We start from the raw sequence: 13,755 nt of genomic DNA on the forward strand, positions 1-13,755 counted from the left end.
TTTTCTCGACAAATACATATCGTCTATGGCACTGGTACACGGCACTTGGATTTTTCAGGCACAGCAATCCTACTTTTTTCTGTGGAGTGAGGTCTGGCGCAGTGAGTCCGCAGTCAGCCCGCCCGCTTATCCTTTTGGGGGCGATCGCCAAAGCCTCGAAACCCAACTCCAGGCCTATGGGGTGACGGTGCCGGAAAATGCCCAGTGGTTAGAAACGACGCTTTCTCTACCCAGTACCAAAGGCACCAAGACCAAACCCTCGATCCCACTCTTGTCTAATCAACCCCAGATTCCCGATCAGCTCGATTGGGCCGACTGGCAAATTATGGGCCTCGCCCTAAACGCCCGCCAAGCCACGAATATTATTCAAACATTACCCCTCACCGATGACGCCCTCGCGGGGGATCTCCGGTTTTGGTGGCAGGTGTGCCGCTGGAGCCTTGATTTAGTTGTGCGGCGTAAATTTCTGCCCCATGTGACCCTCCTCCCAACGGGAGAAGCCCTGGCGACGTGGGTACCTTTGTTAGATAGCGTCACAGAACAACAGCGGTTTGCCCAGTTTTTGCAACAGATGCCAGGCATTTGTGCGGTCGGTCAAACGCCAGCCCAGGTGTCATTGAGTTTTCTCACGGCGATGATCGATGCCCAGGTGCGTCCCCATGCCAAGCCCCTACAAAATTTTCCGAAAACCTCTGTGGTGTTTCCCTGGTGCGATCGCCTTTCCAAAGCCAAGGCCACCTTTGAAGATCTGCCCCGTCAACTGGGCCATGCCTACGAAAATTGGACGTTTCCCGTGCGGGAATATTTGGTAAATCCGCCGGATTTTGCCCTGAATCAGCCCCTATTTCGTGCCTGCTTTCAACTGCTACCCCCCACCGCAGACCAAAACAGTTGGCAATTGCAATATGGTTTGCAGGCCTTGGGAAATGCAGAAAATATTGTCACGGCGGATCGCGTTTGGCAAGATCCCAGTCAACCCCAGGAAATTTTATTAAAGGGTCTAGGCATTGCGTCCCGGTTGTACGAGTCCATTGGTGAAAGTTTAGGGGGGCCGCAGCCCTGTGGTTGTCCCCTTGATGCAATCCAAGCCTATGAGTTTATCCGTTCGGTGGCCTGGCAACTGCGCGATAAGGGCCTGGGGGTCATCCTGCCAGCAGGTTTAGAGGCTGGGAGTAATGAAGTGCGCCTTGGCATTAAAATTTCTGCCCAGGTCAAAGATGAAAGTCGCTTAAATCTTCAGAGTCTATTGCAGTACAAACTAGAGGTGGCCGTTGGCGAAACGACTCTCACAGAACGGGAATTTCAGGATCTCCTCGCGCGGCGATCGCCTTTGGTAGAAGTGAATGGTCAATGGCTAGCGCTCCAACCCACCGATGTGCGGGCCGCCCAGGAAATTTACCAAACGAAAATGAGTGAGCAGCCGCTGCGGGTAGAGGATGCCCTCCGCCTGGGGGCAGAACCGGGCCAGGTGTTTGCGAAGTTGCCTGTGGTTGGCTTTGAGGCGTCGGGGGCGTTACGGGAACTCCTCGATCATCTGGCGAATAATGAAGCCCTGAAGCTAATTGAGCCGCCTGACTCTCTGCAAGGTACGCTCCGGCCCTACCAGCACAAGGGGATGAGCTGGTTGAGCTTTTTACAAAAATGGGGCTTGGGGGCTTGTCTCGCCGACGATATGGGCCTAGGGAAAACGATTCAGGCGATCGCCTTTTTATTAACCCTCCAGGAAAACAAAAAACTAACCCAGCCGGTGCTATTGGTCTGTCCCACCTCCGTGGTCAGTAACTGGGAACGAGAACTTCACAAGTTTGCCCCTAACTTAAAAACCTTGATTCACCATGGCGATCGCCGCGCCAAAGGAAAAACCTTTGCGAGCACGGCCCAAAAATATAATGTGATTCTCACCAGCTATTCCTTGGTTTTTCGGGATCAAAAAGATTTAGCAACGGTGTCTTGGCAAGGCATGATCCTCGACGAAGCCCAAAATATCAAGAATCCCCAGGCGAAACAGTCCCAAGCGGTGCGCGCCCTCGACAGTGGTTTTCGCATTGCCCTCACGGGAACCCCTGTGGAAAATCGCCTCAAGGAACTCTGGTCAATCCTTGATTTTCTCAATCCCAATTTCCTTGGTACGCAACAATTTTTCCAACGGCGCTTTGCGATTCCCATCGAAAAATATGGCGATCGCCAAACCCTCCAGAGCCTCCGTAAGCTGACCCAACCCTTTATCCTGCGTCGCCTCAAGACCGACAAGACAATTATCCAAGACCTGCCCGAAAAACAGGAAATGGAAGTCTTTTGTAGTCTCTCGAAAGACCAAGCCAACCTCTACCAAAAACTGGTGGATGAATCCCTCGCGGAAATCGAAAACACCGACGGCATCCAACGGCGCGGCTTAATTCTCACCCTGCTGCTACGGCTCAAACAGCTTTGTAATCACCCTGTACTGCTCCAGAGCAAACCCAAACTCGGCAAAAATTTCGCCCCCCGTTCCGGCAAGCTACTCCGCCTTGAAGAAATGCTCGAAGAATTAATCTCCGAAGGCGATCGCGCTTTGATTTTCACCCAATTTTCCGAGTGGGGGAAACTGCTCCAACCCTACCTCCAGGAACGCCTCGGCCAGGATGTTCTTTTTCTCTATGGCGCGACCCGACGGGAGGCCCGTCAACAGATGTGCGATCGCTTCCAAAATGATCCCAATGGCCCCCCCATTTTCATCCTGTCCCTCAAAGCAGGGGGTACCGGGTTGAATTTAACCCGCGCCAACCATGTGTTCCACGTCGATCGCTGGTGGAATCCGGCGGTAGAAGACCAGGCCACCGACCGCGCCTTCCGCATTGGCCAGAAGCAAAATGTCCAGGTGCATAAATTCGTCAGTACCGGCACCCTCGAAGAAAAGATTAGTGCCATGATCGCCAGCAAAAAAGAACTGGCTGAACAAACCGTTGATACGGGAGAAAATTGGCTCACGGAACTGGATACGAATCAACTGCGAGATTTACTGCTCCTAGAGCGCGATCGCCTCATGGAAGAATAACCAGGCGAACTCCCCCGCACCGTTATAATGGAAAGCCTGAACACCCAACCCACAGATTTATTACCACCTCGTATGCAAAAACGTAGCTCCTTCGATTCTGCAGAAATTATGCACCGGGCTGAAGATCTCATGCAGGCCGCATCCAATCGTTACCGCATTACTGTGCAGGTGGCTCAGCGGGCTAAGCGCCGCCGTTACGAAGAATTTGATGCCGTTGAAGATCCGCTAATGAAGCCGCCGATCCGCGCCATTATTGAGATGTCCGATGAACTGACCCAGCCTGAAATTATTGGGGAATAATTCAAACCCCGTGCTCATCTAGTTTCGTCGTCCTGAAGGGGTTAACAGGTGGCCCCTAGGTAAAAAATTCCGCAAGAAGTTTGTGGGGAGCGATGTATTACAGGCGTCAACCAGTACACTGGGAGCATTGGTAACTCAGTGTAAGACATTCGTAAGCTTCCCATGAAACTGCTGTTGGTAGATGATGATCCCATTTTTCGTCTAGGCTTTTGTACCGCTTTAGCCCAGGAAACGGATTGGGCGATCGCCGCAGAAAATTTCAGCACCATTTTGGCAGCATCCCCCCGCAAGGATTTGGATCTAATTCTCTGTGATCCCGCCTGGCAGGGGGATCGTCATTGGCGTCGATACCGCGAACTGCAACTTCTTTACCCGACGACGCCCCTGGTTCTCTGTACGGCACAACTGGATTCGGAGCGGATCTTACAGGCAAAACGGGATGGACTGGCGGGTTATTTCCCGAAAGGCTTGGCGATCGCCGATCTCGTCCCGGAGCTGAGTACCATCGCCGCTGGTGGTAAAGTTTGGTCCCAACGTCCCCAGGGCATTAACCAAAATTTATTCGCTGGGATGCGTCGCCGGGGCCTTAACCAGATTTACACAGCCCTAGATCGCGTCGAAACCTACCTCGCCCAAGAGAACCTCCCGCCCCTGTACCGTGCGGTTTTCGCTGGACAACAACGGGAACTCAAAACAGCAGCCTGGCTCCTGCGCCATTGTCTGCCCCAAAGTGCCATTTTCCTCAGTACAGTTCCTCCTGCCCAGCCCCAAACGCCTCCCGCCGGGGCGATCGCCATTGCCTCGCCCGTAGAGATCACGACGACCAATAGCCGCTGGCAAACCCTCCTCGACAAGACCTTTGTGAAGCTCAATGGCTCCCTGAAAAATGCCACTGGCAGTAGCCTAGAACTAGAGATTGTCACCCCAGAAAAACGACGGGAACTGCTCTACATCATTCTGCAACAACTCAATTTTATTTTTAATGATCCCCAGTGGAAAAATTTAGATCCCGAAGCCTTCCAAGCCCAACATCAACGCAGCATTCGCAACCTCTGGAAATTTAGTGCCCAGGAATTTATTGGCCGCTACCACCTCACTGCCGATAATCAGGCCGAGGGCTTTTTGGAGTTGCTCAATCGGGTGGCGATCGCCAATGCCCCAGACCTAAACCAAAGACTACCCCAAAGCGATGACTTATTCGCCTATCTCCTGCAAGACCAGCCCCTCAAGATTGATAATGTCACCTATCGCCTTGAGGCCAGGGAAGCCCTACGACGCAGCCAACTCATTTTAGAAAATTTGTTGATCACCGTCGGTAACGATATCCTGCAATTTATCTTGAATACCTTACCGGAACCAGAATTACTCAAGGCAGAAATTTACCAGCCAAAACTGCGCTCTTCCCGCAACATTGCCCGTTTTCGCAATGATCTATCGTGGGCCTATCGCCTGCGCAAATATTGGTTAGAACCGAAGGCCATTTTTGAAAGTCAACATCAATTTTTGAGCGTTAGTCCAGTCGGCATCGTGCAAACGGCCGTTTACCAGCCCCGATCCGCAGAACTCGCCAACCTTGAGGGGATTCCCTGGCTGGTGACGATTCTCCTGGAACTGAGGGATGCCCTTGCCCCCCGGATTCGCGCTCTCGTGGCCTGGCTCGGTGAAATTTTAGTTTACGTGCTGACCAATGTGATTGGCCGAGCCCTTGGGTTAATCGCTAGGGGCATCGTCGAAGGAGCTGGCAGCAGTTGGCAACATCTCCGGGCGCGCCAAATTGAGCTAGCGAACATGGCCCGGAAAAATTCCTAAGAAGACAATAAGTCTGCAAACTGGCTTCAGAGAAACTGCTATGATCCTGATTGCAATTGCCTTTCTCTGCCATGGCTTACCGTAATCCCGCTCCCACCGTCGATATCATTGTTGAACTCTGTGATCGCCCCCATCGACCAATTATTTTGATTGAACGCAAACATGAACCCTTTGGCTGGGCAATTCCAGGGGGCTTTGTGGATTATGGCGAAACAGTAGAGACAGCCGCCAAACGGGAAGCTTTAGAGGAGATTTCCCTAGAGGTGCAATTAGTTGAGCAATTGGGTGTGTACTCCGACCCTGCCCGTGATCCGCGCCAACACACCATTAGTGTGGTCTTTATCGCTACGGCAACGGGAGACCCCAAAGCGGCAGATGACGCCAAAACAGTCGGCATTTTTCAGCCGTGGGAAGTTCCGCAAAATTTATGTTTTGATCATGGGCGCATTTTGCAGGATTATTGGTCTTACCGCCACCACGGGATGCGTCCCCGTCTGGGTGCTTAACGTGATCTGCAATTTTTTAACGGTTTTAAGAATTTAGTGATGGAAAAACAAGTTATTCAAACTAATCATGCCCCTGCCCCCGTTGGCCCCTATAACCAGGCGATCGCCGCTTCAGGCAAGATGTTATTTTGTTCTGGCCAAATTGCCCTTGATCCCGCCACGGGCCAAATTATTGAGGGGGATGTCCAAGCCCAAACGAAACAAGTCATGGCAAATTTAGCGGCGGTATTACAAGAAGCTGGTGCCACCTGGGAAAATGTTGTGAAAACGGGCGTTTTTCTCAAGGATATGAATGATTTTGCGGCGGTTAATGCTGTGTATGCCACCTACTTTGATGAAGCCACTGCTCCGGCCCGCGCTTGTGTTGAGGTGGCGCGTCTGCCGAAGGATGTCCTCGTCGAAATTGAATGTATTGCCGTGCTTTAAACACACAACTAAAGCTGCATTTTTATAAAGCCTTACCCAAAGAAAAACCTCCACTTCTCATCGGAAATGGAGGCTCTTTTTTATTTCTATAATGCTTGTCGCATTCCCCTAGATTTAGTGAGTTGGCTCACCTGGGGAGTCAGCGATATCACATTTTTAGGAATGGTTGGAACTGTAGGAACGGCGTCCCCGGGAGCGATCGCCTTTGTAGCCACCGCCACTCCCTTTGTAGTTAGAACGACGTCCGCTGCGGCCACCTTTTTTCGTCGGCTTGGGGAGACCTGTCTTGGTGTTGACTTCCGGTACTTCCCAATCTTCGTTGAGCCATTCGGGGGAATTATTGTCGTACATCATTTGCAATACCGCCGCGGCGATCGCCTGGGGATCATACTCATCACCCAAACGCTTCACAATCGGTAAGAAAGAGGCCATCCGTTCTCCAGCCAAGGCTTCCCGTACTTGGGTTTCCAGGCGGGTGACCCGTTGGGCTTCTACTTCAGTGCGGCTCGGAATGGTCGAAACTTTGAGGGACTGTTTGACGCGCCGTTCAATTTGACGCAACAACCGGCGATCGCTGGGTTCGACGAGGGCGATCGCAGTACCCGTTTTACCAGCTCGGCCCGTCCGACCGATCCGGTGGATATAACTTTCCGTATTATCCGGTAAATCAAAGTTAATCACGTGGCTGAGGTTTTCCACGTCCAGACCCCGCGCCGCAATATCCGTGGCGACAATCATCTTGATCTTGCCATCCTTAAAGCGACGTACCAGTTTTTCCCGTTGGTTTTGGTTGAGGTCGCCGTGGTACTCATCGGCACTTTGGCCCGCTTCAACCAACTCATTGGTCAACTCCGAAGCCGTCCGTTTCGTGCGCACGAAGATAATCGCCGACTCTGGGTTTGCCATTTCCAAGATGGGCAGGAGGGCTTTAGTTTTTGACCAACCGCGCGGAATCATGTAGACCTCTTGGGCAATGCGGTCAGGCGTAACCTGGGGCTGTTTGATCGTGATGTTGATCGGGTCATTGAGGAAATTTTCCACCAGATCCCGGATTGCGGGGGGCATGGTCGCCGAGAAACAAACCGTTTGGCGAGTTTTGGGGGACTGACGCAAAATCTTTTTCACATCATCAATGAAGCCCATACTGAGCATTTCATCGGCTTCGTCAAGCACCGCCCAACGGAGTTCTTCAAAGGACAACTTACCCCGTTCGAGGAGATCGATGACCCGGCCCGGCGTGCCCACAACAATGTGGACGCCCTTTTGCAGGCTGCGAATTTGCCGTTCCATGGATTGACCACCGCAGACGGTGAGCACCCAGAGACGACGATCCACGGCGAATTCCTTGAGGGACTGGGTCACCTGCACCGCCAGTTCACGGGTGGGAGTGAGGATCAAACCTTGGACGGTCTTTTGTTCCAGGTCAATTTTTTCAAGGAAAGGCAGGGAGTAGGCGGCGGTTTTTCCCGTACCTGTTTGGGATAGTCCCACCACGTCCCGTCCTTCGAGGATTGCGGGGATCGCTTTACTTTGAATTTCGGTGGGCTTCTCGAAGCCAATATTTTCTAACAGGTCAACGCGGGCGTCGGATAAGCCGATGGTTTGAAAAGAAGTGGTCATAAAAAAGTTGTAAGGTTTATGGATGGGTTTTTGCTAAGGTTTGACAAAAATTGGGAATGCGTCTTATCTAAGGGCAATCCCTCCCCCAACCCTTTTCCCAAACTGGGTTCTTTGAAATAAAACCGATTGGATGCTTCTTGGCAGTCTGGACAATGCCGGGGGTGTGGCTGGACGGTCTAGTTATGCTTCAACGATGGTGCCGTAGAGGTCATAAATATCCGCAGCGGTAATTTGAACAGGGACAATACTGCCGAGGGAGGCTTCTCCGGTGACATATACCAGTCCGTCAACGTCTGGGGCAAATCTAGGCGATCGCCCGATTAATTCACCAGTCGCTGGGTTTTCCTGTTCGATCAGCACATCCACCGTTTGTCCGACACAAAGTTCATTGCGGCGGGCAGCAATCGGTTGTTGAATTTCCATCAGAGCATCCCGACGGCTATCTTTGACAGATTGCGGTAGTTGGTTCGGTAAATCAATGGCAGGGGTTCCTTCCTCAGCCGAGAAAGTAAACACACCCACATGATCAAACTCGTGACGTTTCACAAAATCCACGAGGTGCTGGAAGTGTTCTTCCGTCTCGCCGGGGAAACCCACGATAAAGGTGGTGCGCAAAATTGCATCGGGTAACGCCTCTTTCAGGTCTTCAATGATTCGATCATTGACGCGACCTTGCCAAGGACGATTCATCGCCCGAAGAATATCTGGATGGGAATGTTGTAGCGGGAGATCCAGATAGGGAATAACGTTGGGGGTATCACGCATCGCCGCGATCACCTCAGGGGTCAACCCCGTCGGATAGGCATAGTGGATGCGGATCCAAGGGACATCGACTTCACCCAAGGCTCTGAGGAGTTCTGCCAATTTGGGTTTGCCGTAGATATCTTTGCCGTAGTTGGTGGTGATCTGGGAAATCAGAATAATTTCCTGGACACCTTGGTCAGCCAGTTGTTTGGCTTCGGCCACGATGGACTCAATGGGGCGCGATCGCTGATCCCCTCTAAGGTGGGGGATGATGCAAAAGGCACAGCGGTAATCACAGCCTTCCGCCACCCGGAGATAAGCCACCGCTTCGTTGGTAGTGCGGTAGCGGGGCACAGTTTCGTCGGCGATATAGGTGATTTCTTGGGAAACTTCCTTTACAATCTCGCCCTGTTCGGTGCGTTGAATCACGTCAACAATTTTGTGATAATCCCCAGTGCCTACGAGGGCGACGGCTTCAGGCAATTCTTCTAAAAGCTGCTCTTGGAAATGTTGCGCCATGCAACCGGAAATGACAATTTTCTTGTTTGCCTCTGCCAACTCCACTAGGGTACGCACAGATTCGGCGCGGGCATCTTCGATGAAGCTACAGGTGTTGACGATGACGTAATCGGCCAGTTCTTCGTTTGCGTCAACCTCATAACCAGCATTTACCAATAGCCCAATCATATGTTCGGAATCGATGCGGTTTTTTTCACAACCAAGATGGGAAATGGCGATTGTCGGTTTTGTGGTCATGCAGTTTCTAGTAAAGAACGGAGTTCAGGTCAAGATCTAGGAACGATTTCTTAATGCATTGTAACGGATCTTGGGGCGATGCTGAAATATTTTTTAGGAATTTGTCAGCAAACCTTGTTACCGTTTGCCCAAAGATTTAGAGGATTTGCTCCAATTTTTGCACCCAATCGAGCATATTGTGACGGTTGGCGCGGTAGCTGGTGGGGTGGGCAATGAGGCGAACGGTGCTATGGAAGAGCACTTCAACTTCTTCGAGGTTATTTTCCCTGAGGGTATTTCCAGTGGAGACGAGGTCAACGATCGCCTCGGACATGCCGGTAATGGGGCCGAGTTCGACGGAGCCGTGGAGGGGAATGACTTCGATGGGGAGATCGAGATCGCGGAAGTAGTCTTTGGCGCAGTTGACAAATTTGGAGGCTACACGGCAGTTGGGGGGGAGTTGCCGGGGATTTTTGTAGGGGCTGGCCTTGGGGACGGCAACGGAGAGGCGACAACCACCGAATCCTAAGTCTAACAGATTCGCGACATCGGGTTTTTTCTCCCGGAGGACATCGTAACCCGCAAAGCCCAGTTGGGCCTGGCCATATTCGACATAGACGGGAACGTCATGGGTGCGCACGAGCATCGCCCGGGCAGTGCCAGTGGGATCGGTGATTTGCAGTTGGCGATTTTTTTTATCGAGGAAGGCGCTAAAGTCTAACCCGACTTGTTGGAGGAGGGCGATCGCCTCTGGGAGGAGTCCACCTTTGGGAATGGCAATGGTAAGCATTTTTTCGTTAGCAGTGATTCAAAAATCTTGAGGAAAAAGAATTTAAGTTAGAGGGTTTCGAGTTTGGGTTCGCCACTGGGGTCAATCCAGGCGAGGTGGGTAATGTGGCTGCTGCGGGCATAGGCATAAATTTCGGCAGGCGATCGCCCTCCCAGTTCCACTTCGACGCGCACCATTTCATCCCCTTGGCGGAGGGTTTGGGCATAGTGAAATACCTGCTGCTGGGCATTGGGTTCCGTCGCAATCACCAGCCAAGCACTGCCAGCGAGTTGTTTGGGCAGTTGGGGACTTGCCAACAGACAGGTGTGTAGTTCTTCAATATTCAAGCAAAAGCCAATACCGGGGTGATTTTCCCGTTGGGGATGATACAAGCCCAGAAGCTGATCATAGCGTCCGCCTTGACCTAAGATATAAGACTGATGATTGGCAAAATTCACCACCTCAAACACAATGCCCGTGTAGTAATCAAAGGTCTGAATTAGGGTTAAATCCAAGATAATTGGCAGTTGCTTCCGGGTACTCCCAGCCAATAACGCAAAGAGAGCCTTAAGATTCGCGACGATTTCCTGCGCCTCTGGCCCCAGATCAAACTGACTCACCCGCGCCAATACAGTTTCCGGCTCGCCACGCAGATCAAAAATGTCCAGGGCATAGGCCTTGAGATCCTCATCCAGGGGCAATTCCTGCAACCCAACCCGGTCTAAATTGGCCACACAATGACGAACTGTTTCCCTTACTGGTTCAGGAAACGGATCCAAGAGCGATCGCCCCAGGGCCGCCTCTCCTAAAATTAACTGCCAATCTTCTAAACCTAGGACATCAAGGGAATCTGCCAAGAGCAATAAAATTTCTGCATCCGCCACAATTCCTGCCGCAAAGAGTAACTCTACTCCCGCTTGGTAAAACTCCATTTGTTTGCCGTGGCTGCCCCGGGGGGGATGGCGAAATACATTGGCCCGGTAACAAAGCCGTTGGGGAAAGGTATTTTCGGCCATTCTGGTGACAGCCGCCCTAGCGATCGAGGCCGTTAACTCTGGGCGCAAACCCAAAGCTTGACTTTCTGCCGTTTGTAGTTGAATGACCTTTGTGCGATCCACCGCCCCGCCAGCCGTGAGCGTCTCCAACCATTCCAAAGTAGAGGTGACGATCCGCTGGTAGCCCCACTGTTGAAAAACCCGTTGGAGATTGTCATTAATCCAGGCCTTTTGAGCAACTTCGAGGGGTAATAAATCCCTGGCACCTGCGGGGGGTTGATGAATCATGAAATCCGTATGTTGAGCTTTGCCGTCGCCTATTCTACTTCTTTTTCCCGCCAAACAAACCGCCAAATAAACCCCCTTGTTTATCGGAGCTCCCTTTCTTGGCCCCTGGTTGGGTCTCTAGGGCGCTGCCCATCACTTTTTCGAGGGCTTGCTTGGCTTGGCGCACGAGGGGATCTGTTGGTTTGGAGAGATAAGCTTTTTTGATATGCACCTTGGCCATTGCCAGTTGGTTTTGGCTCAGATAGGACAGTCCCATGAGGGCGTGGGCCTTGATGCAGTTGGGATCGAGCTGGAGGGCATCTCGGAATTCCAGCACGGCCTTGGCATAGTTTTTCTTTTTTAGGTGTTCTTCTCCCCGCCAGAGGGCTGCGTCTAGGGAAGATGTGCTGGTATTTTTCGGCGGCGGCGGGCTGACGGTAGCGCCTGATGTCGCCATGGTTTCCCCAGGATATTGGGGCATGGTTTCTTTTGTCTCGACTTTTTTAACCTTGCCGAGGTATTGGAGATAGACGAGGTTCAGTTCGCTTAAGGTGGCGATCGCCTGGGGGACTGTGGCCATCGTTTGGTAATTTGCCTGGGCCAAAGCTGCCACCTTCTCCCGGTAGAGTACCGAAATATTCCCTGGGGTATCGAGGAGTTCCTGGGCTTCCGTCGTAGTGAGGACAAGGTTATCTGTCTCATTACTCAATTGCTGACTCAATTGCACCAGAATCACTTGGTATTCCGACCAGGAAGCCGGTTTAGACAGTTTTTCATAGGCCGGATTCACGAGCTTTGACAAAAATTCACTGGCCAAGCGTTTATCCAGAGCCTGGGTTAGGGTACAGGTATCCGGGTGGAGCCGTTGGGCAATTTGTAAATAGGCTTTGCGCACGACTTTTGGATTCGCATCAATGGGCAAGCCGAGCACCGCAAAATGGTCGGCAATTTTTCGAGCAAATAATCCTTGGTTAATGGCAAGCGACATATGTTTGTGGGGGTCCCATTGACCTAATTATGACTGATTCTAAAAAAGGTACAACCGTTTAATGATGGTTTTTATGAATCCGCAGCGTAATAACTCTGAAACCATCCTTGGGCCTCTTGGAGGGCGACACTCAACGGGGTATGAATTTTGCCATTCGTCGCCAAGAGCCGACCACTGCCCATATCGAGGGGGGTTTGATCATAACTGGTGACGAGGCCGCCCGCTTCCCGCAAAATGCAGATGCCCGCCGCCATATCCCAGGGTTGGATGCCCCGTTCCCAGTAACCATCTAGGCGACCGCAGGCCACATCCACGAGATCAAGGGCCGCCGATCCGCCCCGTCTGACCCCCTGGGTTTGGTGGGTGAGGTAACAAAATTCACGGTAATTATTATCTTTCGTTTGCCGGCGATCATAGGCAAAACCAGTGGTAAGGAGACTATTTTGTAGCTGATCTGTTTTTGAAACTTGGATCGGTTGGCGATTTAGGGTGGCCCCTAATCCTTGGGCGGCGCGGAAGAGTTCATCGCGGTAGGGGTTGTAAACAACGCCGACTAACGGTTCGCCGGTATATAACAGAGCAATGGAAACCGAAAACATCGGATAGCCATGGGCGTAGTTCACTGTGCCATCGAGGGGATCGATCATCCAGAGGTAGGGACTGGGCTGATTTGTGGCTAACTGGCCTGCTTCTTCGGCATGGATCGGCACATCCGGTAGATGTCTTTGGAGCAGCTCGATAATGGCGGCTTCGGAGGTGGTATCCGCTTCTGTGATCAGGTCGCCTGGGGTTGCTTTTTCCCGAATTTGCTGGAGGTTACCGTAATATTTTCTGAGAATTGCGCCAGCACTGAGGGCGGCTTCTGTGGCAATGTCAAGGTAAGTTTGGCGTTCGGGTAGGGAGGGAAGGGCCATAGAGATATTTATAAAAGGAGATGGGCAGAGTTTAAATCCAAGAAAGTGGCGATCGCCCCAGGATCGGAATTGATAGTGGGGGGTCTAGGTGCCGTTAGTCTTCATCAAGGGGTAGACCAAAGCGAATCTTACCCTTACCGAAGTTGCGCCCAAACTGGAGTTCATACACTTCGTCCTCATCCTGGGTTTCTACCACCAAATCACTTTTGGCATGGCTCACACACATCAGGGCGTAACCCTGGCGTTGCAGATCCGGGGAAAGTCCCATGGCATATTTTTGTTCGAGATCCCCCGACAAAACCCGCACAGCGCAGGTCGTGCAGGCCCCGTTGCGACAGGAGAAGGGAATCTGAAACCCTTGTTTTTCGATGCTCCGCAGGATGAATTCGTCTTCTGGGACGGTAAAAGTCTGGGTTTCGTTAATTTGCCGGTAATTAATCGTGATTTTGTGAGTTTTAGCCATGGTTACAGCAGAAAAAATAAAAATTTGCCTTTTCCTTTAGTTATTGTATAATCATTAACCGTGCCCCATCTGGAGAGATGGCCGAGCGGTTGAAGGCGCAGCACTGGAAATGCTGTTTAGGGGTAACTCTAACGAGGGTTCGAATCCCTCTCTCTCCGTTCTAATTTAGAACCTAATTTATGAAA

The 13,755-nt window shown here is 51.7% G+C and carries 12 protein-coding genes and 1 tRNA gene; 6 read left to right on the plus strand and 7 right to left on the minus strand.

The features are described 5' to 3' along the window. Positions 1-25: 25 nt before the first annotated feature. From AWQ22_RS03160 to AWQ22_RS03180, 5 genes are all read left to right on the plus strand, one after another. Positions 26-3,034: a DEAD/DEAH box helicase gene (locus tag AWQ22_RS03160; RefSeq protein WP_065710154.1), complete on the plus strand. Its 3,009-nt coding sequence runs from the start codon at positions 26-28 to the stop codon at positions 3,032-3,034. 72 nt (positions 3,035-3,106) lie between these two features. Beyond that, entirely contained in the window at positions 3,107-3,334 is a 228-nt protein-coding gene (locus AWQ22_RS03165; RefSeq protein WP_012306244.1) for a DNA-directed RNA polymerase subunit omega, read from the plus strand. Between the two features lie 162 nt (positions 3,335-3,496). After that, a complete protein-coding gene (locus AWQ22_RS03170) occupies positions 3,497-5,143 on the plus strand; it encodes a DUF3685 domain-containing protein (RefSeq protein WP_065710155.1) in 1,647 nt (548 codons plus the stop codon). A 71-nt stretch (positions 5,144-5,214) separates the two neighbouring features. Beyond that, entirely contained in the window at positions 5,215-5,649 is a 435-nt protein-coding gene (locus tag AWQ22_RS03175) for an NUDIX hydrolase (protein ID WP_030005870.1), read from the plus strand. A 39-nt stretch (positions 5,650-5,688) separates the two neighbouring features. After that, complete coding sequence (locus AWQ22_RS03180; RefSeq protein ID WP_062432456.1) at positions 5,689-6,075, plus strand: RidA family protein; 387 nt, start codon at positions 5,689-5,691, stop codon at positions 6,073-6,075. A 156-nt stretch (positions 6,076-6,231) separates the two neighbouring features. On the opposite strand, the gene AWQ22_RS03185 is transcribed toward AWQ22_RS03180, so the two are convergent. The 7 genes from AWQ22_RS03185 to AWQ22_RS03215 form a co-directional block, all read right to left on the minus strand. Beyond that, on the minus strand, positions 6,232-7,695 hold the full coding sequence (locus AWQ22_RS03185) for a DEAD/DEAH box helicase (RefSeq protein ID WP_012306248.1): 1,464 nt from the start codon (positions 7,693-7,695) through the stop codon (positions 6,232-6,234). 180 nt (positions 7,696-7,875) lie between these two features. Further along, positions 7,876-9,195 (minus strand): 30S ribosomal protein S12 methylthiotransferase RimO, encoded by a 1,320-nt coding sequence (rimO, locus tag AWQ22_RS03190; protein WP_065710156.1) that lies wholly within the window; start codon positions 9,193-9,195, stop codon positions 7,876-7,878. A 136-nt stretch (positions 9,196-9,331) separates the two neighbouring features. After that, the gene (gene hisG / locus AWQ22_RS03195; RefSeq protein WP_012306250.1) at positions 9,332-9,964 is read right to left on the minus strand and encodes an ATP phosphoribosyltransferase; all 633 of its coding nucleotides are present in this window, start codon (positions 9,962-9,964) and stop codon (positions 9,332-9,334) included. Positions 9,965-10,011: 47 nt separating this feature from the next. Next, positions 10,012-11,226 (minus strand): ATP phosphoribosyltransferase regulatory subunit, encoded by a 1,215-nt coding sequence (locus AWQ22_RS03200; RefSeq protein WP_065710157.1) that lies wholly within the window; start codon positions 11,224-11,226, stop codon positions 10,012-10,014. A 34-nt stretch (positions 11,227-11,260) separates the two neighbouring features. After that, positions 11,261-12,193: a J domain-containing protein gene (locus AWQ22_RS03205; RefSeq protein ID WP_065710158.1), complete on the minus strand. Its 933-nt coding sequence runs from the start codon at positions 12,191-12,193 to the stop codon at positions 11,261-11,263. A 71-nt stretch (positions 12,194-12,264) separates the two neighbouring features. Then, positions 12,265-13,107 (minus strand): inositol monophosphatase family protein, encoded by an 843-nt coding sequence (locus tag AWQ22_RS03210; RefSeq protein ID WP_065710159.1) that lies wholly within the window; start codon positions 13,105-13,107, stop codon positions 12,265-12,267. A 94-nt stretch (positions 13,108-13,201) separates the two neighbouring features. Beyond that, on the minus strand, positions 13,202-13,570 hold the full coding sequence (locus AWQ22_RS03215) for a 2Fe-2S iron-sulfur cluster binding domain-containing protein (protein WP_012306254.1): 369 nt from the start codon (positions 13,568-13,570) through the stop codon (positions 13,202-13,204). A 71-nt stretch (positions 13,571-13,641) separates the two neighbouring features. Between AWQ22_RS03215 and AWQ22_RS03220 the strand changes: the two genes are divergently transcribed. Continuing rightward, positions 13,642-13,728, plus strand: a tRNA-Ser gene (locus AWQ22_RS03220). The last annotated feature ends 27 nt before the right edge of the window (positions 13,729-13,755 follow it).

Source organism: Picosynechococcus sp. PCC 7117 (genome assembly GCF_001693275.1).
Classification (GTDB): domain Bacteria; phylum Cyanobacteriota; class Cyanobacteriia; order Cyanobacteriales; family MRBY01; genus MRBY01.

Excerpts from the sequence above, each read along its gene's own strand:
- AWQ22_RS03160 (WP_065710154.1), top strand. The coding sequence starts at position 26 with ATGGCACTGGTACACGGCACTTGGATTTTTCAGGCACAGCAATCCTAC.
- AWQ22_RS03165 (WP_012306244.1), top strand. The coding sequence starts at position 3,107 with ATGCAAAAACGTAGCTCCTTCGATTCTGCAGAAATTATGCACCGGGCT.
- AWQ22_RS03170 (WP_065710155.1), top strand. The coding sequence starts at position 3,497 with ATGAAACTGCTGTTGGTAGATGATGATCCCATTTTTCGTCTAGGCTTT.
- AWQ22_RS03175 (WP_030005870.1), top strand. The coding sequence starts at position 5,215 with ATGGCTTACCGTAATCCCGCTCCCACCGTCGATATCATTGTTGAACTC.
- AWQ22_RS03180 (WP_062432456.1), top strand. The coding sequence starts at position 5,689 with ATGGAAAAACAAGTTATTCAAACTAATCATGCCCCTGCCCCCGTTGGC.
- AWQ22_RS03185 (WP_012306248.1), bottom strand. The coding sequence starts at position 7,695 with ATGACCACTTCTTTTCAAACCATCGGCTTATCCGACGCCCGCGTTGAC.
- rimO (WP_065710156.1), bottom strand. The coding sequence starts at position 9,195 with ATGACCACAAAACCGACAATCGCCATTTCCCATCTTGGTTGTGAAAAA.
- hisG (WP_012306250.1), bottom strand. The coding sequence starts at position 9,964 with ATGCTTACCATTGCCATTCCCAAAGGTGGACTCCTCCCAGAGGCGATC.
- AWQ22_RS03200 (WP_065710157.1), bottom strand. The coding sequence starts at position 11,226 with ATGATTCATCAACCCCCCGCAGGTGCCAGGGATTTATTACCCCTCGAA.
- AWQ22_RS03205 (WP_065710158.1), bottom strand. The coding sequence starts at position 12,193 with ATGTCGCTTGCCATTAACCAAGGATTATTTGCTCGAAAAATTGCCGAC.
- AWQ22_RS03210 (WP_065710159.1), bottom strand. The coding sequence starts at position 13,107 with ATGGCCCTTCCCTCCCTACCCGAACGCCAAACTTACCTTGACATTGCC.
- AWQ22_RS03215 (WP_012306254.1), bottom strand. The coding sequence starts at position 13,570 with ATGGCTAAAACTCACAAAATCACGATTAATTACCGGCAAATTAACGAA.